At 61.1% G+C, this 25,780-nt stretch carries 21 protein-coding genes; 11 read left to right on the top strand and 10 right to left on the bottom strand.

Annotated elements, in window-relative coordinates:
- Positions 1 to 22 precede the first annotated feature (22 nt).
- Together FSO04_RS25380 and FSO04_RS25385 are read left to right on the top strand one after the other, a co-directional pair.
- A complete protein-coding gene (locus FSO04_RS25380) occupies positions 23 to 1,459 on the top strand; it encodes an APC family permease (protein ID WP_154563661.1) in 1,437 nt (478 codons plus the stop codon).
- Complete coding sequence (locus FSO04_RS25385) at positions 1,460 to 3,277, top strand: bifunctional protein-serine/threonine kinase/phosphatase (protein ID WP_154563663.1); 1,818 nt, start codon at positions 1,460 to 1,462, stop codon at positions 3,275 to 3,277.
- 64 nt (positions 3,278 to 3,341) lie between these two features.
- On the opposite strand, the gene FSO04_RS25390 is transcribed toward FSO04_RS25385, so the two are convergent.
- The 7 genes from FSO04_RS25390 to FSO04_RS25420 are packed head-to-tail and all read right to left on the bottom strand — an operon-like array spanning position 3,342 to position 11,733.
- Positions 3,342 to 5,693 (bottom strand): trimethylamine N-oxide demethylase, encoded by a 2,352-nt coding sequence (locus FSO04_RS25390; RefSeq protein ID WP_154563665.1) that lies wholly within the window; start codon positions 5,691 to 5,693, stop codon positions 3,342 to 3,344.
- A gap of 22 nt (positions 5,694 to 5,715) precedes the next feature.
- Positions 5,716 to 7,083 (bottom strand): flavin-containing monooxygenase, encoded by a 1,368-nt coding sequence (locus FSO04_RS25395; protein ID WP_154563667.1) that lies wholly within the window; start codon positions 7,081 to 7,083, stop codon positions 5,716 to 5,718.
- Between the two features lie 28 nt (positions 7,084 to 7,111).
- Positions 7,112 to 7,969 (bottom strand): formyltetrahydrofolate deformylase, encoded by an 858-nt coding sequence (purU, locus tag FSO04_RS25400; protein ID WP_054041202.1) that lies wholly within the window; start codon positions 7,967 to 7,969, stop codon positions 7,112 to 7,114.
- 51 nt (positions 7,970 to 8,020) lie between these two features.
- Entirely contained in the window at positions 8,021 to 9,151 is a 1,131-nt protein-coding gene (locus FSO04_RS25405; RefSeq protein ID WP_154563669.1) for an aminomethyl transferase family protein, read from the bottom strand.
- Positions 9,152 to 9,202: 51 nt separating this feature from the next.
- Entirely contained in the window at positions 9,203 to 10,219 is a 1,017-nt protein-coding gene (locus FSO04_RS25410; protein ID WP_154563671.1) for a heme-dependent oxidative N-demethylase family protein, read from the bottom strand.
- Positions 10,220 to 10,231: 12 nt separating this feature from the next.
- Positions 10,232 to 11,167, bottom strand: a complete 936-nt coding sequence (locus FSO04_RS25415) for a PDR/VanB family oxidoreductase (protein ID WP_154563673.1) — start codon at positions 11,165 to 11,167, stop codon at positions 10,232 to 10,234.
- Complete coding sequence (locus FSO04_RS25420) at positions 11,164 to 11,733, bottom strand: dimethylamine monooxygenase subunit DmmA family protein (protein WP_414693464.1); 570 nt, start codon at positions 11,731 to 11,733, stop codon at positions 11,164 to 11,166. Before FSO04_RS25420 ends, FSO04_RS25415 begins: the two co-directional genes overlap by 4 nt.
- Positions 11,734 to 12,027: 294 nt before the next feature.
- Between FSO04_RS25420 and FSO04_RS25425 the strand changes: the two genes are divergently transcribed.
- From FSO04_RS25425 to FSO04_RS25435, 3 genes are read left to right on the top strand one after another with little or no spacing between them, the layout of a single operon-like run.
- Positions 12,028 to 12,744 carry a sensor histidine kinase gene (locus tag FSO04_RS25425; protein ID WP_199203065.1) on the top strand — a complete coding sequence of 239 codons (717 nt, stop codon included), beginning with the start codon at positions 12,028 to 12,030 and terminating at the stop codon, positions 12,742 to 12,744.
- Positions 12,716 to 13,363: a response regulator gene (locus FSO04_RS25430; RefSeq protein ID WP_154563679.1), complete on the top strand. Its 648-nt coding sequence runs from the start codon at positions 12,716 to 12,718 to the stop codon at positions 13,361 to 13,363. Before FSO04_RS25425 ends, FSO04_RS25430 begins: the two co-directional genes overlap by 29 nt.
- A 15-nt stretch (positions 13,364 to 13,378) precedes the next feature.
- Positions 13,379 to 14,119: a PAS domain-containing protein gene (locus FSO04_RS25435; protein ID WP_154563681.1), complete on the top strand. Its 741-nt coding sequence runs from the start codon at positions 13,379 to 13,381 to the stop codon at positions 14,117 to 14,119.
- 66 nt (positions 14,120 to 14,185) lie between these two features.
- Here FSO04_RS25435 and FSO04_RS25440 read toward each other — a convergent pair whose 3' ends face one another.
- Entirely contained in the window at positions 14,186 to 15,874 is a 1,689-nt protein-coding gene (locus tag FSO04_RS25440) for an APC family permease (RefSeq protein ID WP_168435832.1), read from the bottom strand.
- A 193-nt stretch (positions 15,875 to 16,067) separates the two neighbouring features.
- Here FSO04_RS25440 and FSO04_RS25445 point away from each other — a divergent pair, with 193 nt between their 5' ends.
- On the top strand, positions 16,068 to 16,763 hold the full coding sequence (locus FSO04_RS25445) for a P-loop NTPase family protein (protein ID WP_154563685.1): 696 nt from the start codon (positions 16,068 to 16,070) through the stop codon (positions 16,761 to 16,763).
- Positions 16,764 to 16,780: 17 nt separating this feature from the next.
- On the opposite strand, the gene FSO04_RS25450 is transcribed toward FSO04_RS25445, so the two are convergent.
- The gene (locus FSO04_RS25450; protein ID WP_154563687.1) at positions 16,781 to 17,734 is read right to left on the bottom strand and encodes a LysR substrate-binding domain-containing protein; all 954 of its coding nucleotides are present in this window, start codon (positions 17,732 to 17,734) and stop codon (positions 16,781 to 16,783) included.
- Positions 17,735 to 18,076: 342 nt separating this feature from the next.
- Between FSO04_RS25450 and ansP the strand changes: the two genes are divergently transcribed.
- From ansP to FSO04_RS48560, 5 genes are all read left to right on the top strand, one after another.
- Entirely contained in the window at positions 18,077 to 19,573 is a 1,497-nt protein-coding gene (gene ansP / locus FSO04_RS25455; protein ID WP_154563689.1) for an L-asparagine permease, read from the top strand.
- A gap of 92 nt (positions 19,574 to 19,665) precedes the next feature.
- Entirely contained in the window at positions 19,666 to 21,081 is a 1,416-nt protein-coding gene (locus FSO04_RS25460) for a circularly permuted type 2 ATP-grasp protein (protein WP_168435833.1), read from the top strand.
- A gap of 94 nt (positions 21,082 to 21,175) precedes the next feature.
- Complete coding sequence (locus FSO04_RS25465) at positions 21,176 to 22,117, top strand: alpha-E domain-containing protein (protein WP_154563691.1); 942 nt, start codon at positions 21,176 to 21,178, stop codon at positions 22,115 to 22,117.
- Between the two features lie 8 nt (positions 22,118 to 22,125).
- Positions 22,126 to 22,956 (top strand): transglutaminase family protein, encoded by an 831-nt coding sequence (locus tag FSO04_RS25470; protein WP_154563693.1) that lies wholly within the window; start codon positions 22,126 to 22,128, stop codon positions 22,954 to 22,956.
- Between the two features lie 81 nt (positions 22,957 to 23,037).
- The gene (locus FSO04_RS48560; RefSeq protein WP_154563695.1) at positions 23,038 to 23,301 is read left to right on the top strand and encodes an ElaB/YgaM/YqjD family protein; all 264 of its coding nucleotides are present in this window, start codon (positions 23,038 to 23,040) and stop codon (positions 23,299 to 23,301) included.
- A gap of 64 nt (positions 23,302 to 23,365) precedes the next feature.
- Here FSO04_RS48560 and FSO04_RS25480 read toward each other — a convergent pair whose 3' ends face one another.
- Positions 23,366 to 25,603, bottom strand: a complete 2,238-nt coding sequence (locus tag FSO04_RS25480; protein ID WP_154563697.1) for an NADP-dependent isocitrate dehydrogenase — start codon at positions 25,601 to 25,603, stop codon at positions 23,366 to 23,368.
- Between the last annotated feature and the right edge of the window lie 177 nt (positions 25,604 to 25,780).

Consider the following 25,780-nt stretch of genomic DNA (forward strand, 5'->3'; position numbering starts at 1 on the left):
ACCAATCTATCAGGAGCCCGACATGAGCACTCCGCAAAGCACCACGCAAGCAGCGCCGGCACCATCCGGCGGTCTGCGTGCCGGCACGTTAGGTTTTCCCGAGGTCATCGGCCAATCTATCGCGAACCTTTCACCGACCTTCACGCCGTCGATCAACGTGACCGCGATCGCGGCGCTGGCCGGTGCGGGGACATGGTTGATTTATGGTCTTTCGACGCTCGGACTGCTGCTGGTGAGCATGAGCATCATCGCGCTCTCGAGCCGGATCGCGTCGGCGGGTTCGTTCTTTATCTATATCTCGCGCGCGCTTGGGCCGATGGCGGGGGGCATTGCCGGCTGGGGCCTGATCGCGGCTTACGTGGGCACTGCAATGGGGGTTGGCGCCGCAGGCGTAGTGTTCGTGCAGAACGCTTTTACGGCCTGGGGTGTCAATATCCCGTCGTGGGCGGTCTACACGATCTTTGTCGGCCTGGCCTGGTTCTTCTCGGCGCGTGACGTGAAGCTCTCCTCGCGCCTGTCGCTGGCAATCGAAGCCGCTTCGGTGGTGATCGTGGGCGGTGTGCTGATCTATGTGCTCGCACTGCATCCGGACCATATCATCGACCATACGCAACTGGGTCTGCAGGGCGTGAGCGGTAAGGGCATGGCACAGGGCATGGTGCTTGGCATCTTCTCGTACGTCGGTTTCGAAAGCGCGGCCTCGCTCGGCCAGGAAACCAGAAACCCGTTGCGCGTCATTCCGCGTGCGGTGGTCTGGTGCGTGATCCTGTCGGGCCTGTTCTTCATGTTCGTGGCGTACTCTATGACGATCGCCTACCACGACGACGCAGCCAAGCTCGGCGGCGATTCGGCCGTGCTCAGCACCTTGCTTACGAGCGTCGGCGCCTCGCCGCTCGGTCCGGTGTTTTATCTGATTGCCTCGGTCAGCGCGTTCTCGTGCGTGCTTGCGTGCATCAACTCGTCCAGCCGTCTGCTGTATTCGATGGGCCGCTATCAGTTCGTGCATCGCTCGATGGGCATGGTGCACCGCACGCACCAGACACCGTACATTGCCGTTGCGTTTTCCTCCATCGTGACCTTTGTGGTGTGTATCGCGATGCTCGGCACGGGTCCGCTCAACACCTTCGGTTATACCAGTACGTTTGCGACCTTCGGCTTCCTGGTCGTGTATTTCCTGGTCGCCATCGCGGCACCGGTTTATCTGAAGAAGCAGGGCGAGCTCAAGACGAGCAACGTGGTGTGGGGCGTGCTCGGCGCACTGGCGATGGTCGGCGCGGTGATCGGCAGCGTGTATCCGGTGCCCGATTATCCGTATAACATCCTGCCGTATCTGTTCGTTGCGTATATGCTGGTTGGCGCAGTCTGGTTGTTGATGCTCAAGAAGCGCTCGCCGCAGGTGCTCGAGAAGATCGAGCACGATCTGGAAACAAGCGACGTGATGACCCACGGCAAAAAGTAAATGAATGAACCCTTCTCCCAGGATAGCTTGCCCGCACCGAACACCAGCCCGGTGCCAGACGATCCAGAGGGAAGGCCCGCTAGCGGTCGCGGAATGAGCGGCCAGGAAATCGATCTGCAGTTGAGGCCGGAGCGCGGCGAGTGCGCCGCGCTCGAGATCGGTTGTGTTTCTTTCCCTGCCCGCGCCCGCGGGCAGGATCACATTAACGAAGACTACGTCGGCGTGATGCTCGGCGATCTCGCGGCGCGCGCCGCGCGTGGCAGCGTGATCGCTCTCGCCGATGGCGTGAGCGGCAGCAAGGGCGGACGGGTCGCAGCCGAACTCTCGGTGCGGACCTTTATCGATGCCTATTACGGGCTCGCCGACACCTTGCAGCCCGGCGTGGCCGCTGCGCGCGCGCTCGAGGCGATACACGGCTGGCTGCATCAGATCGGCCGCGTCGACCCTGCACTGAAGCAGATGTCCGCGTCCTTTGCGGCGCTGATCGTGCGCCGCGCTACCGCGTATCTGGTCGCGGCCGGCGATGTGCGGCTCTATCTGCTGCGCGATGGCCAACTGACCCAGCTCGGTGACGACGACGTGGTGCCGGTTGCTTTCGGTTCGTATGTGGCGCACGCGGTCGGCATGCTTCCGACGCTGGTGACGCGCATCGAAACGCTTGAGCTGCGCGAGGGCGACCGACTGCTGATGTGCTCCGACGGACTCTATCGCCGCGTGCCGATGCGCGAACTGCAGACGGTGCTGGCGGCGCGCGGCGGTGCGCTCGAAACGGCACGGCGGCTGGGCGCGCTGGCGCTGACGCGCGGCTCGCAGGACGACGTGACGAGCGTGGTGCTCGATGTGGGCGCCCTGCCTTCGCTCGATGTCGGTTACCTCGAACGTGTGGTCGGCGTTTTGCCTATTCCGGCTGTTCCCGACGCCGGCGAGGTGGTCGACGGATATCTGCTCAAGAGCGTGTTGAGCGATGGCTTCTATTCGCGGATTTTCGCCGGCTACGATCTGGCCGATCCGAACACGCCGCTGGCGCTCAAGTTTCCCAAGCCGCGTGTCGAGCAGGACGAGAACGTGCGGCAGTCGATCGTGCGCGAGCGCTGGCTGGCCGGCAAGATCGGCGACGACGGCGTGCTCGCGCCGATGCCGATCGATGCCGACCGGCAAACCCGGCTCTATGTGGTGATGCCGCTCGGCGCAGGCGTCACGCTCGAAAAACTGCTGGCGGCGCCTCAGCCCATGGCACTGCCACGTGCGCTCAAGATCGCGCAACAGCTAGGCCATTCGATCGACGTGCTGAATCGCCGCAATATCTTCCATCGCGATATCAAACCCGAGAACGTGCTCGTGATGTGGGGCGATAGCACGCGCCTGCTCGATCTCGGTTTCGGTTATATGCCGGGCATGCAGTTGCCAGGCCCTGACGCCGCGCCGGGCTCGCCCGCTTATATGGCGCCTGAGTTGATGAAGGGCGCACAGGGCGATGCGCGCTCCGAGGTGTTCGCGTTTGGCGTGACCCTGTACCGGCTGTTCAGCGGCGGCAAGCTGCCCTACGGTTTTAATGGACGCGTGCCGCTCTATCAGTACCGGCCGGACGCGCCGCAATGGCTCGACCTGGTGCTGGAGAAAGCCCTGCAGACCGACCCGGCGCGCAGGTATCAGGACGTGCTCGAAGTCTGCGCTGATCTCGATCGTTTTTCGAGCGGTCGGGACGCGATGGCGCCGATTCGGCGCAAGCCCTTGCTCGAGAGCGATCCGGTGCTGTTCTGGCAGGTGGTCGTGGTGCTGTTGCTGGCGCTGCTGTTGTGGTCCTTGATGCGGCATTGAGCGGGGTTGGTGGCGCAGCCCCGCCGCGCTACCTGGCGCAAGCCGGGGCCCGTGCTGCAGCCGTTCAGGCGCGGACACGGCTCTTGTCCGGATCGTAGAAGATCGGCGCCACGACCTGAGCGTCGATGCGTTTCTGATGCCCGTCGATCTTGCCGACCTGCAAGCGTGTTCCCGGTTCGGCATAGGCGATATCGATACGGCACAGCGCAATGTTCTTGCCGAGGATCGGCGAACGCACGCCGCTCGTGACCACGCCGATCTGCGCGCGCGCGTTGTGTTGCCCGTGCACGCAATCTCCATGATGCGCGGGTTCGTTGCCGTCGAGTTCGAGTCCGACCAACTTGTGCCGCGGATGCGCGCTGCGGGCAAGCAATGCGTCGCGGCCGATGAAGTCGTCCGCTTTGGTTTTCAGCGGCACCGAAAAGCCGATGCCGGCTTCGAACGGATCGGTCTCGTCGGTGAACTCGTAGCCGGCGAAGATCAGGCCGGCTTCGACGCGCAGCATATCGAGCGCGTTCAGTCCGAGCGGAACCATGCCTAGCGGTTGCCCAGCCAACCACAAACGGTCCCACACGCGTTCGGCATCCTGCGGATGACACCAGACTTCATAGCCGAGTTCGCCGGTGTAGCCGGTGCGCGAGACCATGATCGGACAGCCTTCGTAATTGTCGAGCCGGCCGACCAGAAAGCGGAACCAGCCGAGCTTATCGAGTGCCGGCTGGGTGGGCGGCGTCCACACCATCTGCTTCAACAACTCGCGGCTCAGCGGTCCCTGAATCGACAGATTGTGAATCTGATCCGAGGCCGATTTGATCCACACTTTCATGCCGAGCGCCGCGGCCTGCTCGCGCAGCCAGACACCGGCGTAGTCTTCGCCGCAGATCCAGCGGAAATTGTCCGGGCCGAGGCGCAACAGCGTGCCGTCGTCGAGCATGCCGCCGTGCGGATAGCACATCGCCGAATACACGACCTGGCCTACCGCGAGGCGCCGGACGTCGCGCGTCAGACAGTATTGCAACAGGGCTTCCGCGTCGGGACCGATGATCTCGAACTTGCGCAGCGCGGACAGATCCATCATGGCGACGCGCTCCCGGCAGCCGAAGTATTCTTCGACGGTGCCGAAGCCCTCGTAGTGCGTGGGCAGCCACCAGCCGCGATAGTCGGTGAAATGGCGGGTGAGCGCCGACGTCTTTGCATGAAAGCCTGACTCGCGGGTCAGGACCGGTTCGGCATCGGGCGTGGTTCGGGTAGCCATGGCAATGGAGAAGCGTTCCTTGTTCGGATAGACGCGGATCTGGATATCGGTCGGATTCCAGCCGTTCGCAGGATCGATGTCGTCGGGACAGGACGAACTCACGCACACGAGGTCGGTCAGCGCGCGCACCAGCACGTAGTCGCCTGGACGCGACCACGGTTCATCGAGTGTCATTTGCTGATGGGCATTGATGCCGGTATTGAAGAAGAAATTGATCGCGGGCCAGCCGGGGCGCGGCGCCACGTTAAAAGCGGCGAGGGCACGGCTCATGTTGTCGCTGCAGTTGCTATGGCCGAAATAGCCCTGGCTTTCGTAATAGCGCGCCGCGCACGCCAGTGCAAATGAGTCGTGACGGCCCACCGTATCGCGTACGACTTCGAGCATGGGCTGCATGTTTCGATTGAAGAACTTCGAGAACAGGCCGGGAGCGGGATACGCATTGCCATTCAGCGTTCTCGTCACGGTCTGGTCGAGGTCGAGTTCCTTGTTTCTATCCAACGCGGCGAGATCGAAGGCGACGAAATCCGAACATTGCCGACCCGCGACGTCCAGTACCTGAATGTATTCTCCCGCGCGCACCGTGTACGCGGTGGCGGTGCCGGGCTGGATCGTGAAGTCGTTCAGCGTGTCGGCCAATGGTGCGGGAAGCGGCGGCGCGGCGAGCAGCGCGGGATTCGCGCGATCGATCGTGAGGCGCAAGCCGGTGGGCGGGTTCTGCGAATCGATTGCCCTTGCGGCACCCGGCGCGGCGACGATGACGAGCAGCGCTTCGGAGGCAATGAGTCTTCGCGTAAAGCCCGCCGGTGTGTCGCCGCTCCAGATAGTCGCCGCGGACTGCAATGCGCTCGCATGAACGCCACGCTTGAGCAGACCGGTCAGCACGTGCGAGGCCGCGCTGTTATGCAACAGACTCGCCATGAACGAAGCGCCCGCCGACGCTTGTAGATCGAGCGCGGCCAGCGCCGCTTCGCCGTGCGCATCGAAGGCCATGAGTTCGCAGGGCTGCAGGCCTTCGATATCCACGATCTGCAAAGTATCGCCGGGCGTGAGCGCGACGACCGTGAGGCCGCCGCCCGCCACGCGATATCGTTCGCATCCGGCCGCGCGAGCAAATAGCGCCGGCTCAGCGGGACGCGAGCTTATGGGGGTGCGTATCAGCATGTTCTTCCCTGGCTCGCGCCGCTTAGCCGGCGGTTTTCAACGCCGCAACGGGTTCGCCAAGATACGCGTCCATCGAGTCATCGAGTGCCGATAGCCACGGCGTGTGATGAGGCGGGGATTGCGTGCCAGTCATCAGCGAGCGATAGGACTTGTTGCGGTAGCCCATGATGTCGTCATGCTTGTCGTGTTTCCATTCGAGGAAAGTTCGGTTCACCCCTTCGATGTCGAAACTCGGGTAGTCGGTCGCATCGAGCAGCTCCTGAATGTAGCTGCCCTGAAACTCGAACATTTCCTGATGGGTGACGAGCTTTTCTTCTTTCGCGCGCCATGCGAGGCTGTGTGCAGTCATCTCCGCTTTCGACGGCGGCGTGATGCGTCCGAGGATCACATCGCGCGCATACCAGGCTTGAGCGTCGAACATGTTGAACGAATACCAGAGGTCCTGCATGCCGAGGTAGATCAGGCCCGGATTGTCTTCCCAGAAAATGCCTTTATAAAGGTTCAAAGGCCACAGGCGATTGCCGGTCTTCAGGCGCAGTTCGTCGGGTAGAAACGGGAAGTGATGCTGATACCCGGTGCACAGGATGATCGCGTCGATGCGCTTGTGCGTGTCGTCGGCGAAGTAAGCGATATTGCCGCGCACGCGCTGCAATATCGGTTTTTCTTCCCAGTTTTCGGGCCAGTGATAGCCCATCGGCGCCGTGCGATAGCAACTGGTGATGCTCTTCGCACCGTACTTGTAGCACTGGGAGCCGATGTCTTCCGCCGAATAGCTGCTGCCGACCAGCAATACATCTTTGTCCTTGAACTCCAGCGCGTCGCGGAAATCGTGTGCATGCAGGATGCGGCCGCCAAAACTCTCGAAGCCGGGGAAGCTTGGCGCATTCGGTGTCGAGAAGTGGCCGCACGCGTTGACGACGTAATCGAACTCTTCCGACGTCGTTGTGCCGGCGGAATAGTCTTGCGCAGTGACGGTGAATTTCCTGGTTGCGGCGTCAAAGCTCACCTGACGAACCGCCGTATTGAAGCGAATATAAGGCCGTACACCGGCTTTCTCGACGCGTCCGCGAATATAGTCCCACAGCACCTCACGCGGCGGATACGAGGCGATCGGTTTGCCGAAATGCTCCTCGAAGGTGTAGTCCGCGAACTCCAGACATTCCTTTGGCCCGTTGGACCACAGGTAGCGATACATGCTGCCGTGCACCGGCTCGCCGTTCTCGTCGGCGCCCGTGCGCCATGTGTAATTCCACATGCCGCCCCAGTCCTTCTGCTTCTCGAAGCAGACGATATCGGGAATGTCTGCGCCTTTTTCTCTCGCGGACTGGAAAGCGCGCAATTGCGCCATCCCGGAAGGGCCCGCACCGATGATTGCAACGCGTTTTTTCATGGTTTGCCGCCGATGAGTTGAGCCAGGGTTATCGGAAGATCACGGTGCGGTCGCGATTGAGGAAGACGCGATGTTCGGTATGGAATTTCACCGCACGCGACAGCGCCACCGTTTCCGTATCGCGCCCGATCGCTACGAGCCCGTCCGGTTGCAGGACGTGATCGACACGCTGCACTTCCTGTTCGATGATCGGTCCTTCGTCGAGATCTGACGTGACGTAGTGCGCGGTGGCGCCGATCAGCTTGACGCCGCGTTCGAATGCCTGGTGATACGGCTTTGCGCCTTTGAATCCCGGCAGAAACGAGTGATGGATATTGATGGCCCGGCCGGCGAGCTGCTTGCAGAGGTTGTTGGAGAGAATCTGCATATAGCGCGCGAGCACCACGAGTTCCGTCTCCGTCTCGGCGACGATCTTCAACAGTTCGGCTTCCTGCTGGTCCTTGGTTTCCGGTGTCACCGGCAGATAGATGAAACGGATGCCTTCGCGCTCCGCCATCGGCCGCAGGTCCAGATGGTTGGAGACGACGGCGGTGATCTGCATATGCAGTTGGCCTTTGTGATACCGGTACAGCAGGTCGGAGAGGCAATGGTCGAACTTGCTGACCATCAGCAGCACCTTCATCGGTTGCGCGGCGCTGTAGAGCTTCCATTGCATCGCGAAGTCGTTTGCGATGCTGCCGAAGTCGGTGCGTAGCTTGTCGATGCTGCCGGTCTTCGCATCGTTGAAGCGGAACACCGCACGCATGAAGAATGTGCCGTTGGATTCGTCGTCGAATTGTGCCAGCTCGCTGATATAGCAGCCCGATTGCGCGAGATAGGACGAGACGGCCGCGACGATGCCGGAGGTGGCCGGGCAACTGATCGTCAGTATGTAATTCTGGGTCACTGCGACACTCCTGAAAATACGTGAGAGACGTAACGGGAGACCGTCGACGGATCAGCCGATTGCGGTGCGTTTCTTCTTTTCCGGATCGTCGAACGGCAATTCGGCGGCGCTGGCACGGGCCTTGATGCGGCCGCGCACTTCGAGCGGCGCGCCGGGGCGTGCGTAGTCCACGTCGAGGCGGGCGATCGCCATCGAGCGGCCGGTCAACCGCGAGACCATGCCGCATGTGACGACGCCGACCTGCTTGCCGTCGTTCCACAATGCGTCGCCGCCGTTGGTTGCTTCGGTGGAGTCCACCAGTACGCCGAAGATCTTGAAACGCTCCTTGCCTTGCAGACGGAAGTGTTCGCCCGCGCCACAGAACTCGGTTTTTCCCGGCGATACGGTGAAGTCGAGGCCGAGCTCCCACAGCGTGTCGCCCGCCTTTTCGTTCGCGAACGGGTACATCTCGGAGTTGTCGTAGGGGAAGAACAGCAGATAGCTTTCGACGCGTAACCAGTCGAGCGCCGTGAACGCGCACGGGATGATGCCGGACGCCGCACCTTTGTCGAGGACGGTGTCCCAGATGAACGGTGCATCCGCGGCCTTGCAAAAGATTTCGTAGCCGCGCTCGCCGGTATAGCCGGTGCGCGAGATCATCACCGGCTTGCCGAAAAGCCGCGTTTGCAGGTGATGAAAATAAGGCAGATCGCGGATGCCCGGCACGTGTTCGGCGAGGAAGTCCACGGCGGCGGGACCCTGTAAAGACAGATCATGCAGATCGTCGTCGAACAGCACGGCGACCTGGCGGCCCTGCGCGGAGCGAACGAGGCGTTCATAACCGGTTCCGGAGCCATGCACGACCATGAACGCATTCGGCCCGGTGCGGTAGACGATGCAGTCGTCGATAAACTTGCCGTCTTCATTCAGCATCGCTGCATAAACCGACTTGCCGGGGTAGAGCTTGCTGACGTCGCGCGTGATTGCCCAGTTGAGCAGGCTCTCCGCGTGCGGGCCGACGTAGTGGACCTTCTTCAGACCGGATACATCCATCAAGCCAGCCTTGGTGCGAATCGCCTCGTGCTGATCGGCGAGGTCGCCGGAGTACGTCCATGCGGTGCCCATGCCGTTCCAGTCTTCGAGGTTCGAGCCCAATGCGCGATGACGGTCCGCGAGCGCGGAAATACGCCATGAATTAGCCATGTCTGCTACTCCAGAGGTGAGGATGTGTTGGTGTACGAAATCGACAACGCATCAGGCGCCGTTGTCGAACTGACTCAACCAGTCGACCAGGGTCTTCCGGTAACGCGTCATACCCTTGTAGTCGGCAATGGGCTCAGGCAGGTCGCGCAGCACCCGATGAAGACGGCGCGCCCACGCCGGCTGGGTGACGAGCTCGGCCATGCTGGCGAGATACGTGCGGATGCTGAACATCATCGCGTTGCTCTGTGGCAGCCGCGCCATAAATTGCAGTTCGACGCGCAGATGCACGCATTGCGCAACGTTCTCCGGCGTGACCTGGCCGCGCTCCGCGCCCCACAGGTGGTAATTCTCGGGAGCGGTATCGAGGCGCGGGTTGATCGTGAGTGTCCAATTCAGACGGCGTACCGGGCGGTCTACCTGGATATGCAGCAGATACTTCAGCGCGCGATCGAAAATGCCCATGTCGTGTGCCATGGGAACCGGCGAATGCCATTGCTTGAAACTCATTCCCGCATCGAACGCGAGCGACCAGTCGGCAGGGCCGGTGATGACACCGGCATCCATAAAGAGGTCGCCGTCGCGCTGATCGAGCAGCGCGATATCGCCTTGCGTCTGCCGCATGATGTATTCGAGCGGCTCGCACGGCAGCGTCTCGGCATTGCCGAAACGAAACGCCTGCTCAATGCCGAGCGCGCGATTGCGCCACAACCACTGGTCGCCTGCGCGGGTAAGTGAAAACAGTTTTGGATAATCCTGGGCGAGATGCTCCATGATCATTTCCAGCGCGTCCCACGACGCTCTCTGCATGTGCGGCATCACCATGCAGCGGCGCGAGTCGTTTTGCAGCACGATCGCGCGTTCGGCGACTTCGGAGCGGTAGTGCTCGTCGATATCGAACCAGTGCTCGAAGACCGAGCCTGGATCGCGTGACGTGGCCGGCTCGATATTCACCGAATACATGTAGGCGTCTTCGGGAAACGGGAAGGGGAAGCGGGCGATGGCGGCTTCGCTGTTGCGAAACGAAAACGTTTCACGATAGCTTTCGGCGGGCTTCAGAATGACGCTCATGGCGGGTGTTCCTCAAAGATCCAGGAAAAGGGAGGTGCTGTGGGCGCGCGAGACACACGGCATCAGGTGCGTGGCGCGCTCGGATTCGTGAAGGAACAGATCGCGGTGGTCGACCTCGCCGGCAACGTGACGGGTCGAACACCGACCGCAGACACCGCCGCGGCACAGGTTCGGGATGTCGAGTCCGCTTGCTTCGAGCGCTTCCAGCAGGCTCTGGTCTGCCGCCACTTCCAACCTCGAGCCACTACGCATGAGTGTCACGACGAACGGCGTGCCGGACTGCGGCGCAGCAAAGGCTTCCCAGTGCACGCGGCCGTCCGGCCAGCCGAGGGCACGAGCCGTGTCTCGTACCGAGTCCAGAAGGGTTTGCGGACCGCACACGTAAACATGCGTGCCCAGCGGGCGACCGCGCAGCACCCGTTCGACATCGAGGCGCGCACGCTCACCGTCGTATCCATGGAAGCGGCTGCCGAGGCGCTCGCTCAACTCGGCGCGATATGCATCCGTGAGCCCTTGCCGGTAGGCGTAGTGCAGTTCGAAGTCGGCAACATCGCGCTCCAGTGCGGCGACATGCGCGACGAACGGTGTGATGCCGATGCCCCCCGCGATCAGGATGTGAGCGCGAGCGCTGGAATGCAGTGCAAACAGATTGGCCGGCGGCGTGATTTTCAATGCCGCACCTTCACGCATTTGCTCATGCATGAATACCGAGCCGCCGCGCGAATCGTCCTGTTTGCGTACGGCAATGCGATAGCTGGATGCGTCCGCCGGATCGCTAATCAACGAATAGGCGTTGCGCAATGGGCGGTCATCCAGTGGCAACTGCACCTGGATATGACTGCCCGAGGAAAACTTCGGCAGCCGACCGTGCCTCGCGACCAGGGTGAACTCGCGTACCACCGGCGTCAGCAGCCGCGTTGCTTCGACTCGAACCTCGATTGTGTTCATGCGTGGCGCACCAGGTAAGGACGATCCGGATCGGCGCAGACGCCCAGATAGGCACCGACGCGCTGCGAGAAATGCTGGCGCACACTCAGGTTGATGCCGCAGCCGGCACATTCGACTTCGGGCAGCGCGTCGTACACATGCGAAGCGCTGCAGTGCACGCAATAGACGGCGCGCGGTGCGGCATCGAGCTCGGCAGTGATTTCTTCCGGCAGCATGCCGGCCTCGCCGGCGAGGCGGCGGATGCGCCAGATGAACGCTTCGTCGCCGCATACATAGAGCCGTAAGCCGATTGCCGCGCGATCCAGGGTCGCGAGAAGATGGCGATCGAGCGCGTCGTGTGTCGGGAAGAACGATGCACGGCGAGCCGTTGCCGACGTGTCGCCTTGAACGAGCAGCGTGCTCACGTCAGGCTCGACCGGCAGCGTCGCGATGAAAGCTTCGACCTTTGCAAGTGCGTCGGCTTGAACGACCACAACGTGTTGGCGCGCATCCTCACATATCCGGAGCGCCTGATATCGCGGAAGACTCGGAGGCGAGCCTGGTGTTCTATCGTGCGTCAGTGTCATGTCTTTAGTCGCCGGTTCTGTCGATGCGGGTCAAGCACGTGGATCATGTTTCGCTTCAAACGTGTGCATTTGCATCTGAACTAAAACGGGGCGTGTGCTCCATTCGAGTGCGTTGCGAATCGCTGGTCTGACGGATAAAACACCCGAAAAGCGGCGTTCCCCACAAGCAAAATAGTTTCTTAAAGGGAAACACCGTTCAATCCTGATAACGAGGTATGCCCAAAGGAGTAGTGCCGCAAACGGCACGTTTCTTGCCTCTAAGATCGCTTTTCCCGTGGGGTGGCCTGGATGGCGGTGACCCGGACCCTGGTGCAGCGCGATGCATCCACGCAACTGGTGGATGGGGGCGGCGAGGTCGATTGCGACGCGGGCACCCGTGCGCTTATCCGTGAGCTTCACGATTCGGTCGCACAGCAACTGGGCTTCATGTCGTTTCTCGTCAGCCGTGTGCAACAGCAGGTGCGCAATCCCGAGGCCGCCGAACCGCTGCTCGCGGAATTGCGGACCACGATGACGCGGTTGCAGCGCGACGTTCGCCAGTTGATCACCGGTGCGCGCCTGACGCTCGAAGGGCGCTCGTGGCGCCAGGCGCTGGCTGATTCCGTCGATGAATTTTCGCGTCGCTGCAACGTGGTCTTCGAACTGGATAACCGCATGCCGGAAATCGAACTCGCGCCGGATGTCGCGCTGCACGCATTGCAGATCGTGCGCGAAGCGTTGTCGAATGTGGTCCGCCACGCGCATGCAAGACATGCGCGGATTGAAGTGATAGACGACCCCGCAGGCGCTTTGTGTGTGACCGTGACTGACGACGGGCTCGGATTGCGGCCCGCATCGGTAGAGGAAAATCACTATGGCTTGGAGATCATGCGCGAGCGGGCGCGTGCGATAGGCGCGCAAGTTGCAATCGAGAATGTGCAGCCGAATGGCACGCGGGTGCGCCTGCTTGTCCCGAATGACGATGCCAGAAAGGAGTTCCTTGATGGGTCCGACGACGTTGCTTCTGATTGACGACCATCCGCTGTTCAGGCGTGGCCTCGCCGAGTACTTCAACTCGACCGGGGAGTTTCAGGTAGTCGGCGAAGCTTCCAGCGGCCGGCAGGGCATTGCGCTCGCGGAGCAGTTACGACCCGGCCTGATCCTGATCGATCTTCACATGCCGGGACTCGGCGGCTTGCATGTGCTCGATGAATTGGGCCAGCTCGAGATCGAGAGCCGCAAAGTCGTGCTGACCGCTTCGCTCGATCGCAAGGAGTTATTGAGCGCGCTTCGTCTCGGTGCCGACGGCTATATGCTGAAGGAAACCGAGCCCGACGATCTGCGCTTATACATACGCAACTGCGTGCAGGGCGTGATCGTGCTGGACGATTGTCTGGTCACCCTGCTTGCGAAAGACGACGATGGTCCCGAAGGTGAAGGAGGCGCTCGCCGGGTCGAACTGACCGAGCGTGAAGCGCAGACACTGGCGCTCATTTCGGAAGGCATGAGCAACAAGCAGATCGCCCGGCAATTGGGCATCAGCGATGGCACCGTTAAGGTCTATGTAAAGAATCTGCTGCGCAAGCTGAATTTGCGTTCCCGGCTCGAACTGGCAGCGTGGGTTCACCGCGATGCTCTTACGCGTCAATGATGAAGGCGTAAACGAATGCAAGACAATGCTGTTGTAAGCGAATTCGCCGCAGCCGCGATGAACCTCGATGCCTATCCGGTCGCGTTGCTTCAAGTGGATAACGAGGGCAGCATTCGCAGCGCTAACGCTGCATGGTCCGAACTGATGGATGCAGGCGCCGTGGGCGTCGAGATGGCCGCATATGTCCATCCGGAGGATCGCCTGATCTGGCGCGAGATGCTGGCGCGGCTGCGTAACGAAACCGGCGTCTGTAGCCGCGAGCGGATACGCTTCGTTCATCCTCGCGGTCAGCTTCGCTGGTTGGAGGTGGCATGTCGCCGGCACGAAGACGCCTTCTTTATCTCCGCGTTCGACACCACGGCGCAAAAGCGTCAGGAGACTTCAATCGAAGCCAGGTTGCGTAGTGCGATGGGACTCCTGAACGGCGTACCGGGATTGATTTATCGCGGCCGCAACAATCCATCGTGGTCAATGGAATTCGTCAGCGACGGCTGCGAAGAGTTGACGGGCTATCCGGCCGCCTGGTTTGTCGACAGTCACGAACATAGCTACAGCCAGTTGATCGTGCCGGACGACGTCGATTACGTCTGGCGTGGCGTGCAGGAAGCACTGGCGGATCGCAGGCCGTTCGAACTGCGTTATCGCATTCGCGGCGCGAATGGCGATGTGAGAAACGTATGGGAGCGCGGCATCGGTATTTATTCGGCCAGCAGCGAGGTGCTGGGTATCGAAGGCGCGATCTTTGCCGTGCGATGAACTTCGCCCGTGTTGCGCGGAGATTCGCGCAACACGGGCGTTCGGTCTTCAGAGCAACGCGCGCAATCAGGTCGTGATCCAGTGGCTCACGAAGACGACTACCACGCCGAGCACTAACGCCGCATACGGCAGGAAACCCGCGCGCCGTTTGGTACTGGCGTTCGAAAGATCCATGTCGTCCAGCATTGCGTCCGGGAAGCGGCCTTTGTCAGTCACGTAGTGGCGCCAGATGAACACCGGCACGATCAGCGCCGAGAAGACGATGCCCGAAATCAGCGTGCCCTTGCCCCATACATCCGCACCCAGTCCCATCAGTGCGAGATTGACGAACGACAACACGGCGCCGGCGCCGAGTACCCATTTTGGCGCTTTGAAAGGGCGCTCCCAGGTTGGCCGGTCGAGCCGATGGATCCACGCGGCATTGAGATTCAGGAAGTTGAAGATGATGTAGCCGACATTCGACATCGCGAGTACGACGACGTAGTCGGACATCAGCAGCAGCACGAGATTGAATACGAGGTCGGTCCACATCGCGCGGGTCGGTGCGCCGTTGTGGTTGACGTGCGAAAGATATTTGGGCAGCCAGCCGTCGACGGAAGCCTGGTAGAGCGTGCGCGACGAGCCCGCCATCGAGGTCATGATGGCGAGTACGAGCGCGAACACCAGCATGGGCTTCAGAATGAATTCACCCCAGTTGCCGGCATGCACGATTTTCGCCATCGCTTCGGAAACACCCATGCCGCTGTAGATGCCAGGCGAAAGAATGCCGTCATAGACAGCGGGTTGCGTCACATTGCCAGCGGCATCCTTGACCTCGGGCGAGACGAGTTGGCCGAGACCGAGGGCGCCCTGGAACGCGAGTGGGACTAGCGTAAAGAACACGAGGCACAGGAGTCCGGAATAGACAATCGCCTTGACCGTGTCGCGGCGCGGGTCCTTGAATTCGCGTGTATAACAGACTGCCGTTTCGAATCCGTAGGTGGACCAGGCCGCGATAAAGAGTCCGCCGGCCATCAGTTCGATACCGCTCAGATTCCACGTGCCGTCTATCACGCGGCCGCCGGCGTCTTTTGCCAGCGGATAGAGCGGGAAAAGATTGTGCATTGGCAGATCGCCCGTCAGCAGCGGGTAGACGCCGACCAACAGGAGCGGCAGCAGTGCGGAGATCGCGAGAATCATCTGGAGCCGCGCGGCTTGAAGGATGCCGCGGTGCTGGATCGCGAAGGTTGTCAGCAGAATCGCGGCACCGATCACGAAAGTGGCATTGACTCGCAGACTCAGGCCGCTCGACAACCAACCCAGATCGACCAGCGTGATTTGCCAGGTGTTGATTGCGGCGGTCGCCGGGAACAACATGTTCAGCACGTAGCCTGCGCCGAGGCCCGAGCCGATCGCCAATACCGGCGACCACGCGAACCAGTTGCACCACACGGAGAGCGGAGCGAGCAGCTTGCTGTAGCGCACCCAGGCGACCGCGCCATACACCGATGCGCCGCCGGACTTGTGCGGAAACAGCCCGGCGATCTCAGCATAGGAAAAGGACTGGATGAAGCCGAAACAGATCGAAATCGCCCAGATGATCCACGACGGCTTGCCGACGGTCGCCGCAATCGAGCCGATCGAGAACAGCACCAGCGCCGGTACGCCGCTGGCTACCCAGAATGCGCCTGCCCAGCCGATCTTTCTATGAAGTCCTGTTGCGTCTATCGGCGCGGCAAGATGAAGCTCCTGACCTGCATCATTTACGGAACTCACGTTCGGCTCTCCAGAGGTGTTGTCACTCTGGCGACATTCACCGGCCAATATCGGTGGGGCAAGCGGCGCGAAGAGGTACTCCCTTGGAGGGGGAAATGGGAAATCCTCTGTAGACTAAGTCGCAGTTCCGCCTTTTAGATCTGGTATTTTTTGTTTTCAACCCAGCCGGCTTCATAACCAAGGATCTGCACAGATGAGCTTCATCCACTTTATTGGCGGCGAGAAGGGCGGCGTCGGCAAATCGCTGGTCGCCCGCGTTTTGGCCCAGTATTTTATCGACGAGAGTATTCAGTTCGTCGGTTTTGACACCGACAAATCACATGGCGCCTTGTTGCGCTTCTATGCCGATTTTGCAGCTCCGGCAGTACTCGATCAGCACGACAGCCTGGATCCCATTATCGAACATGCACTCGAAGATCCGCAGCGGCGTGTTCTGGTCGATCTTGCCGCTCAAACGCAGCAGTCTCTCGGACAATGGCTGGACGATGCGGACGTCATCGGTCTTGCCGAAGAGCACGGTCTAACGCTGACCTGGTGGCACGTCATGGACGCAGGACGCGATTCGGTCGATCTGCTGCGACAGTGGCTCGACCAGTTTGGTGGACGAATCAAGCTGGTGATCGTATTGAACGAACTTCGCGGTGACCGCTTCGAGATCCTGGACGCATCCGGTGAACTCGCGCGTGCTGAAGCGCTCGGCGCGAGCGTGATCACGCTGCGCCGGCTGCCCGACGCGACGATGCAGAAGATCGATCGGCAAAGCGCAAGCTTTTGGGCAGCCATCAATCATCATGATCGCGCCGCCGCAGGCTTGGGCATGCTTGAGCGGCAACGCGTCAAAGTGTGGCTACATCGCGCTTATGGTGAATTGGCCAAGCTCGCCTTATAGCTGCGCACCGACTGGCCTCACGCCGCGGTCAGGATGTCTGGTAACCGATCCACCCGCGGCTCAATCAACTGGGAGCTGATGAAAGCCCAAAGCTGTTCTGCCGCCTGGCCCCGCTCCTTGACCGGGCGGTACAGGCGTATCTCCAACTCAGTCGCCCAGATGTCCGAGCCAGCGCGAACCAGATTTCCTTCGCTTAACTCTTTGGCGATACAGCTTTCCGGAAGCCAGCCGATTCCGTGGCCGGCTACAACCATGCCTTTTAACGCCTCTGACATGTGGGTCTCAAAGCAGCGGAACAGCGAGTACGGTTCCGTCGCGTTCATCAACAGCATTTCGACAACGTTGCCAAGGAATGCACCGGATGAGTAGGCGAGCAGGGGCAGCGGTCTGCTGCTCTTGCCAGGGAGTTCGAAGAGAGGCTTGCCGTCACTGCCTGCTGCCGAGACAGGCACGATGCGCTCGACACCGAGTGTAAGGAAAGGAAAGTGATTGGGATCGAGAGCGATCGGCAATTGCGGGTGGTGATAGCCAATCAGCAGGTCGCAGTCGCCTGCCACGAGGTGTTGCACACCCTCGGGCACGTTGACGGCCTGAACCCGGGCCATGATGTGGCCGAACTCGCTGGTCAGGCGCTTGAGCCAGTCGGGAAAAAGCGTAAAGACGAGTGTATGGGCAACCGCGAAATGAACCACATGGTCGTTTTCGGCGAACTGTTCGTACCCGCCCACCAGGTTGCGTGCCGCATGCATGCTGCGCAGGATGTCCGCCGCGAGACTGCGAAACATCCGGCCGGCGGGCGTGAGGGTGATCGGATTGACGCTGCGATCGACGAGCTTCGTGCCCATCCACGTTTCGAGCGCCACGATCCGTCTACTGAAAGCTGACTGGGTGAGATGCCGGCTGCGCGCCGACCGGGAGAAACTCTTCGTATCCGAAAGGCTAAGAAAGTCTTCCAACCACTTTGCTTCCATATTGATCACTTGTGTTGGGTCAATCGACAACCGCGTCTGTGCGACGCGGCAACGCTAGCCTACCGTTCCTCATTGCAAGAATACCGATGTTTTTTTTCGATAGGTGTTAGTCGAAATATGCATGAGCGTTGCCCCCATAAATTGGGCTACATACCTTTTGTCTGCCTGCCCTCGGTGACCCGATACAAACTGCCCTTGGTCCGGCGCTAAAAACGAACGACTGTTCAAAAATTTACGTTGTTGATTTGCAGCTTAATCGATGCGCCATCGCGCATACATCCTTCCGTATATGTCTCCGGGATTGCGAAGTCAAGTGCCCGCATTAAAAGGATTGAACTGATTATGTCCACACTGCACAACCCAAATTCCCCGGCATCCCCTGGCGACGTAGATAAGAAAAGCTGGCTGGAGTCGCACGAAGCGGGATATCACAAAACGTTGGGTAATCGTCAGGTTCAGATGATTGCCATTGGCGGCGCGATCGGCACTGGCCTCTTTCTCGGCGCGGGCGCGCGCCTGCAAATAGCGGGTCCTTCGCTTGCCGTCGTCTATCTTGTCTGTGGCGTTTTCTCGTTTCTGATCCTGCGCGCGCTGGGTGAGCTGGTGATGCATCGGCCGAGCAGTGGCAGCTTCGTGTCGTACGCCCGGGAGTTCCTCGGTGAAAAAGCTTCGTATGTCGCCGGCTGGATGTACTTCCTGAACTGGGCGATGACCGGCATCGTCGACATCACGGCCGTCGCGCTGTACATGCATTACTGGGCGGCGTTCTCGTCCGTGCCGCAATGGATCTTCGCACTGATTGCGCTATGCATCGTCGCGGCGATGAACCTGATCGGCGTGAAATGGTTTGCCGAAATGGAGTTCTGGTTCGCGCTCATCAAGGTTGCCGCGATCTCGCTGTTCCTCGTGATCGGCTCGATCATTCTGGGTACCGGGACGCACGTCGGCGGGCACACCACGGGGGTGCATCTGATCAGCGAGAACGGTGGGCTGTTCCCGCATGGTTTGCTGCCTGCGCTGGTGCTCGTGCAGGGCGTCGTGTTCGCGTTCGCCGGCGTCGAGCTGGTCGGCACGGCTGCGGGCGAATGCAAGGACGCGCGCAAGGTGCTGCCGCGCGCCATCAACAGCGTGATCTGGCGCATCGCCGTGTTCTATGTGGGCGCGGTGGTATTGCTGGTCTGTCTGTTGCCGTGGAGTGCCTACAAGGCGGGGCAGAGCCCGTTCGTCACGTTCTTCGCCGCGCTCGGCGTGCCGGGTGTCGGCTCGGTCATGAATGTCGTCGTGCTGTCGGCGGCGCTGTCGAGCCTGAACTCGGGGCTGTATTCGACCGGGCGGGTGTTGCGTGCGTTGTCGATGGGCGGCTCCGCGCCGCATTTCCTGTCCCGCATGAGCTCGCAGTCGGTGCCGTACGCCGGCATTCTGGTCACGGTCGCGATCTACATCGTGGGTGTCGTGCTGAACTATTTCGTGCCGTCGAGCGTGTTCGAAATCGTGCTCAACGTGGCCTCGCTCGGTATTCTCAGCACTTGGGGATTCATCGTGGTTTGCCAGATGAAGCTCCGTCAGGCGGTGGCCCGTGGTGAGGCTGAGCCGGTGACGTTCAGAATGCCGGGCGCGCCGGTGACGTCCTGGCTGACACTGGCGTTTCTGGTGGGGGTGCTGGTACTGATGGCATTCGACTATCCGAACGGCACGTGGACCGTTGCCGCGATTCCGGTCGTGGCTCTGATCCTGGTTGCCGGCTGGTACGGGGTGCGCCGCCGCGCGCATGCGATGATGAAGCCGACGATCCCGTCGGTCGCCCTGACTCAGAGCGTGCTCGAGGACAACGCGGGCTAATGCGGGCTAATGCGGCGGCGCGCAGCGCCTCCCTGTTGCATCGACAACAACAGTAACAACAGCAACAACAGCAATAACGACGGAGAACCGAAGTGAAGCCATTCGATGAGATGCTGACGTCCGCTGACGGGGTCCGCGCGCCTTATGAACTGCTAAAGCAATGGCTCGATACGCAGCATCCTGCGAATCTCGCGCAGAAGGCGGATGACGCGGAAAGCGTGTTCCGCAAGACGGGCATTACGTTTGCCGTGTACGGCGAAGAAGAGGCGGCCGAGCGTCTGATTCCGTTCGACATCATCCCGCGCATCATTTCCGGTTCGGAATGGACGCGCCTTTCGCAAGGCATCGAACAGCGCGTGATCGCCCTCAACGCCTTTCTCGACGATATCTATCATCGTCAGGAGATCGTGCGCGCCGGGCGTATCCCGAAGGAACTGATCGCCCAGAACGAGGCCTTTCTGCCGGAGATGATCGGCTTCCGGCCGCCGGGCAATGTCTACACGCACATCATCGGCGTGGACATCGTGCGCACCGCCGAAAACCAGTTCTACGTGCTGGAAGACAATGCGCGTACACCCTCCGGTGTCTCCTACATGTTGGAGAACCGCGAGACGATGATGCAGCTTTTCCCTGAGCTGTTTCAGCAGGTCAAGGTGCGGCCGGTCGAAGCCTATCCCCAACTGCTGCGCGAGTCGCTTGCCGCGGTATGTCCGCCCGGCGGCAACCAGGACAATCCGACCATCGCGGTGCTGACGCCCGGCATCCACAACTCCGCGTACTACGAGCATGCGTTCCTCGCCGACCAGATGGGGGTTCATCTGGTCGAGGGCAGCGATCTCCAGGTCGTGGACGGCCGCGTGGCCATGCGCACAACCGAAGGGTTCCGCGCCATCGACGTGCTGTATCGCCGGCTCGATGACGCCTATCTCGATCCTCTGACTTTCCGGCCCGATTCCGTGCTTGGCGTCGCCGGCATCATGGACGTTTACCGCGCGGGCAACATCACGATCGCCAACGCACCGGGCACCGGCATCGCCGACGACAAGGCGATCTATTCCTATATGCCGGAAATCGTCGAGTTCTACACGGGCCGCAAGTCGATCCTGGAGAACGTGCCGACCTGGCGCTGTTCCGAGCCGGGCAGCCTGAAATACGTGCTGGATCATCTCGAAGAACTGGTGGTGAAGGAAGTCCACGGGTCGGGTGGGTACGGCATGCTGGTCGGGCCCGCCGCGTCGAAGAAGGAGCGGGAAGATTTCGCAGCCAAGCTCAAAACCCGTCCGAACAACTACATCGCGCAACCAACGCTGGCGCTGTCGACCACACCGATCCTGACCGAAAAAGGTCTCGCGCCGCGCCACGTGGATCTTCGGCCCTTTGTGCTGGTGTCGGACCGCATTCGCATCACGCCGGGCGGTCTGACGCGCGTCGCCTTGAAAGAAGGCTCGCTGGTGGTCAATTCGAGCCAGGGCGGCGGCACCAAGGACACCTGGGTATTGGCTGACTGAGGGCCGACTGAGGGCCGGTGGCGAGCCTCACAGAACGCCAGCCTGATACAGAGCTGGCACACGGAAAAGAACAGACACTGGAGTTGGACAGGACATGCTTCTCGGACGCACAGCAAACGGACTCTACTGGATGCACCGCTATATCGAACGCGCGGAAAACATCGCACGGATAGTCGACGCCGGGCTGCGTATGGCGCTGACCCGAACGTCCGATGCGCAGGCAACCTGGTCGTCCGTGGTGGTGACCTCCGGCACGGAAGAGGGATTCCGGGAGAAACACGACGCCTATACCGCCGGCACCGTTTCCGACTATCTGCTGCGCGACGGCCACAATCCGTCGAGCGTCCTGTCGTGCATCGAAGCGGCGCGCTCGAATGCCCGCATGGTGCGCACGGCGCTCACCCGCGAAGCGTGGGAGAGCGTGAACGAAGCGTGGATGGTGGTCAGGCGCGTGCTCGCAAAGCCGGTGGCGGCGAGTGAACTGCCGGTCGTGCTCGATCAGATCAAGCGCCAGACTGCGCTGATTCGCGGCACCTTTCACGGCACGATGCTTCGAAACGAGATTTTCGATTTCGCCCGCGTCGGCACGTTCATCGAACGCGCTGACAACACCGCGCGCATTCTGGACGTCAAATACCACCTGTTGCTGCCCGCGGTGTCCTATGTGGGCACGACGCTCGACAACTACCAGTGGGAATCGATCCTGCGCTCGGTCGACGCGCATCGATCCTACCGCTGGGTCTACGACGTCCAGTACAAGCCGACCAATATCGCCGACTATCTGATCCTCAACGGCCGCATGCCGCGCTCGCTGAACTTCTGCTATCTGAACATCGTCGAGAACCTCGCGTATCTGGCGCAAGACTATGGTTTCACCCATGCCTGCCACAAGACCGCCGACATCACGCTCGCCACGCTTCGGGACAACACGGTCAAGCAGATCTTTGCGCAGGGCCTGCACGAGTTTCTCGAGGGCTTCATTGGGCAGAACAACCGGCTTGGTTTTGAAATCGCCGAAACCTACAACTTCGATTGAGACCGGCCATGCGTATCGCTATTCGCCACACATCGCACTATCAGTACGATCAGCCGGTCCCTTACGCGTTGCAGCGTCTGAGGTTGCGTCCGCAGTCGTGCCCCGGGCAGACGGTGATCGACTGGCAGGTCACGGTCGACGGCGTCGAGCCGAACGTCTCTTACGTGGACGGTCTGGGTAACCGTGTCGATTTCGTGCGGCACGAGCGCAACAAGCGCGAGATCGTCATCGTGGCGCAGGGAACGGTCGACACGGAGGACCGGGCCGGGATCTTCGGCGTGGTCGATGGCCTTGCCCCGCCCTGGGTCTTCGAGCGGGAGACGCCGCTGACGCGGGCCGGCGAACGAATCAAGGCGCTTGCCGCTGACCTGCGCACCGAAGACGCGCCGCTCCAGTCGCTGCATGCGTTGATGAATACGATCCACGACCGGATCGCATATCAGCCCGGCATGACCGACGTGAGCACGGATGCAGAGACGGCTTTGCTCAACCACCACGGGGTCTGTCAGGACCACGCGCACGTTTTTATCGCCGTGGCGCGAGCGCTCCACATCCCGGCCCGCTACGTCTCGGGCTATCTGCTGATGGACGGTGTCGCGATGCAGGCGGCGAGCCACGCATGGGCGGAGGCGTATCTCGACGGACTCGGTTGGGTCGGCTTCGATGCGGCCAACAATACGTGTCCGGACGAGCGCTATGTGCGCGTCGCCACCGGCCTCGACTATCGCGACGCGATGCCCGTATCCGGTATTCGCACCGGGCAGGGTGCTGAGACGCTGACTGTCGAACTCAGCGTTTTGCCGGTCCAGGGTCAAAGCCAGAGTCAGAGTCAAAGCTGACGGACCGATGTAACGCCTCATCAGCCGTCGCGCTGATGAGGGATGCGTAGATGTTCTTAACCACGCTTGCAGGGAGGCAGTATGTCAAATTTCGGTAGCGCAGTGAGCGACATCAATGGCTCGTCGGAAGACGTCGCACACGCTTCCAGCGTGGACGCGGAGCCGGTGTCCGGCAAGGTGCGCGCGCGTCTTAAGCGTGCGAAACAGAAGGCGGCCGATGCGCAGGTCATCGTCATCGAGACGGGGCGCAAGTCTGCTCGGGCTGCCAACGACTATGCGCATGACCGTCCGTGGACGACGGCCGGTGTGGCCTTGGGTGTCGGCGTGCTGATCGGTCGAAAATAGTCCGCCGGGTTACCGGCACATCTATCCGTCGAGTCGCCCTGATTGACAGGGCGACCGGACCCTCTTAACCCTGCGTAGCCGCCAGTGCAGCGTTCAGCGTCTTGCTCGGACGCATGACGTCGGCCAGCATTTCGGCGTCAGGCCGGTAGTAGCCACCGATGTCTGCCGGTTTGCCTTGCACGGCTGACAATTCGTCCACGATGGTCTGCTCGTTGTCAGTCAGTTGCTTGGCCAGCGGGGCAAATTGTGCGGCGAGCGCTGCGCTGTCGGTTTGCGCCGCCAATTCCTGAGCCCAGTACAGGGCGAGATAAAACTGGCTGCCGCGGTTGTCCAACTGACCGGTCTTGGGCGACGGGTTTTTGTTGTTGTCCAGCAGTTTGCCCGTGGCGGCATCCAGCGTTTTAGCCAGAATTCTTGCCTTGTCGTTGTCGGTCTTGATGCCCAACTCTTCCAGTGACACGGCGAGCGCCAGGAATTCACCCAGCGAATCCCAGCGCAGATGGTTTTCTTCCACGAGTTGCTTGACATGCTTGGGCGCCGAGCCGCCGGCACCTGTTTCGTACATACCGCCGCCTGCCATCAGGGGAACGATGGATAGCATTTTGGCACTCGTGCCAAGCTCCATGATAGGGAACAGGTCGGTGAGGTAGTCGCGCAGGATGTTGCCCGTGACCGAGATGGTATCGAGGCCGCGAATGACGCGCTCCAGCGTGTAACGCATGGCGCGCACCTGCGACATGATCTGAATGTCCAGGCCCGTGGTGTCGTGATCCTTGAGGTAGGTCTCAACCTTCTTGATCACCTCGGCTTCGTGCGGGCGGTACGGGTCCAGCCAGAAGATGGCCGGCATGCCGGAGTTGCGGGCGCGCGTGACGGCCAGCTTGACCCAGTCGCGGATCGGCGCGTCCTTGACCTGGCACATGCGCCAGATGTCGCCTTCTTCAACGTTCTGCGTGAGCAGCACTTCGCCGGTGGCGAGGTCGACGATGCGGGCTTCGCCCGCTTCCGGAACTTCAAAGGTCTTGTCGTGCGAGCCGTATTCCTCGGCCTGCTGGGCCATCAACCCGACATTGGGGACCGTGCCCATCGTGACGGGGTCGAAGTTGCCGTTGGTTTTGCAGAAGTTGATGATCTCCTGGTAGATGCGGGCGAACGTGCTCTCCGGGATCACGGCCTTGGTGTCCTTCGGACGGCCGTCGGCGCCCCACATCTTGCCGCCGATGCGGATCATGGCCGGCATCGAGGCGTCCACGATCACGTCGTTGGGCGCATGCAGGTTGGAGATACCCTTGGCCGAGTCCACCATCGCCAGTTCGGGGCGATGCTCGTGGCAGGCGTGCATATCGCGGATGATTTCTTCGCGCTTCGAGCTGGGCAGGCTTTCCAGCTTGTCGTACAGGTTGACGAGGCCGTTGTTGACGTTCACACCCAGTTCGTCGAACAGCTTGCCGTGCTTCTCGAAGGCTTCCTTGTAGAAAATCTTCACCGCGTGGCCGAAGACGATGGGGTGCGAAACCTTCATCATCGTCGCCTTGACGTGTAGCGATAGCATGACGCCGGTTTTGCGGGCGTCTTCCATCTGCTCTTCGTAGAAGTCGCACAGCGCCTTCTTGCTCATGAACATGCTGTCGATGATCTCGCCGTCCAGCAGCGACACCTTGGGCTTGAGCACAATGGCTTTACCGCTTTGTGTCAGCAATTCCATCTTCACGTCGCGGGCGTGGTCTACCGTCATGGACTTTTCGCCATGGTAGAAGTCGCCGTGCTTCATGTGAGCCACGTGGGTGCGCGAAGCCATGCTCCACTCGCCCATGCTGTGCGGGTTCTTGCGGGCATAGTTTTTTACGGCGGCGGGCGCGCGGCGGTCCGAGTTGCCCTCGCGCAGTACCGGATTGACAGCGCTGCCCAGGCACCTGGAATAGCGTTGGCGGATGGCTTTCTCAACGTCGGTTTTCGGCTCTTCAGGGAAATCCGGCACCGCGTAGCCCTTGGCCTGCAGCTCCTTGATCGCGCCGACCAGTTGATGGACTGAGGCGCTGATGTTGGGCAGCTTGATGATATTGGTGTCGGGCAGGAGGGTGAGGCGGCCGAGTTCGGACAGGCTGTCGGGCACCCGTTGCGCCTCGGTCAGAAATTCGGGGAACTCGCCCAGGATGCGGCCCGCGAGAGAGATGTCGCTGGTGGTGACGTCGATGCCGGCCGCCGCGGTGAACGTGCGGACGACGGGCAGGAAGGCGCTGGTCGCTAGCAGCGGGGCCTCGTCGGTCAGGGTGTAGATGATCGTCGGTTGCTGGGTGCTCATCGTTTGCCTCAAGATCGGAAACCTGTTTTGGATGTCACCGGCCGCGTCACAAACCGGCATTCGTGTTCGAATTCTGCCTGATTTCGGTTTCGCCATCATGTAATTTCCGACAAACCCGGCTGACCTATGCGTGGACTGGCGCGCGTCATGAAAAATTAGCATGACGGTCGCGCTGGA

Origin of the sequence: Paraburkholderia madseniana, assembly GCF_009690905.1 — a bacterium.
In the GTDB taxonomy this organism is placed as follows: domain Bacteria; phylum Pseudomonadota; class Gammaproteobacteria; order Burkholderiales; family Burkholderiaceae; genus Paraburkholderia; species Paraburkholderia madseniana.

What these genes read in the sequence shown, in the direction of transcription:
- FSO04_RS25465 (WP_154563691.1), top strand. Translation starts at nt 21,176, where the DNA reads ATGCTTCTCGGACGCACAGCAAACGGACTCTACTGGATGCACCGCTAT.
- FSO04_RS25385 (WP_154563663.1), top strand. Translation starts at nt 1,460, where the DNA reads ATGAATGAACCCTTCTCCCAGGATAGCTTGCCCGCACCGAACACCAGC.
- ansP (WP_154563689.1), top strand. Translation starts at nt 18,077, where the DNA reads ATGTCCACACTGCACAACCCAAATTCCCCGGCATCCCCTGGCGACGTA.
- FSO04_RS25470 (WP_154563693.1), top strand. Translation starts at nt 22,126, where the DNA reads ATGCGTATCGCTATTCGCCACACATCGCACTATCAGTACGATCAGCCG.
- FSO04_RS25480 (WP_154563697.1), bottom strand. Translation starts at nt 25,603, where the DNA reads ATGAGCACCCAGCAACCGACGATCATCTACACCCTGACCGACGAGGCC.
- FSO04_RS25435 (WP_154563681.1), top strand. Translation starts at nt 13,379, where the DNA reads ATGCAAGACAATGCTGTTGTAAGCGAATTCGCCGCAGCCGCGATGAAC.
- FSO04_RS25445 (WP_154563685.1), top strand. Translation starts at nt 16,068, where the DNA reads ATGAGCTTCATCCACTTTATTGGCGGCGAGAAGGGCGGCGTCGGCAAA.
- FSO04_RS25405 (WP_154563669.1), bottom strand. Translation starts at nt 9,151, where the DNA reads ATGGCTAATTCATGGCGTATTTCCGCGCTCGCGGACCGTCATCGCGCA.
- FSO04_RS25415 (WP_154563673.1), bottom strand. Translation starts at nt 11,167, where the DNA reads ATGAACACAATCGAGGTTCGAGTCGAAGCAACGCGGCTGCTGACGCCG.
- FSO04_RS25420 (WP_414693464.1), bottom strand. Translation starts at nt 11,733, where the DNA reads ATGACACTGACGCACGATAGAACACCAGGCTCGCCTCCGAGTCTTCCG.
- FSO04_RS25410 (WP_154563671.1), bottom strand. Translation starts at nt 10,219, where the DNA reads ATGAGCGTCATTCTGAAGCCCGCCGAAAGCTATCGTGAAACGTTTTCG.
- FSO04_RS25430 (WP_154563679.1), top strand. Translation starts at nt 12,716, where the DNA reads ATGGGTCCGACGACGTTGCTTCTGATTGACGACCATCCGCTGTTCAGG.
- FSO04_RS25390 (WP_154563665.1), bottom strand. Translation starts at nt 5,693, where the DNA reads ATGCTGATACGCACCCCCATAAGCTCGCGTCCCGCTGAGCCGGCGCTA.
- FSO04_RS48560 (WP_154563695.1), top strand. Translation starts at nt 23,038, where the DNA reads ATGTCAAATTTCGGTAGCGCAGTGAGCGACATCAATGGCTCGTCGGAA.
- FSO04_RS25450 (WP_154563687.1), bottom strand. Translation starts at nt 17,734, where the DNA reads ATGGAAGCAAAGTGGTTGGAAGACTTTCTTAGCCTTTCGGATACGAAG.
- FSO04_RS25395 (WP_154563667.1), bottom strand. Translation starts at nt 7,083, where the DNA reads ATGAAAAAACGCGTTGCAATCATCGGTGCGGGCCCTTCCGGGATGGCG.
- FSO04_RS25380 (WP_154563661.1), top strand. Translation starts at nt 23, where the DNA reads ATGAGCACTCCGCAAAGCACCACGCAAGCAGCGCCGGCACCATCCGGC.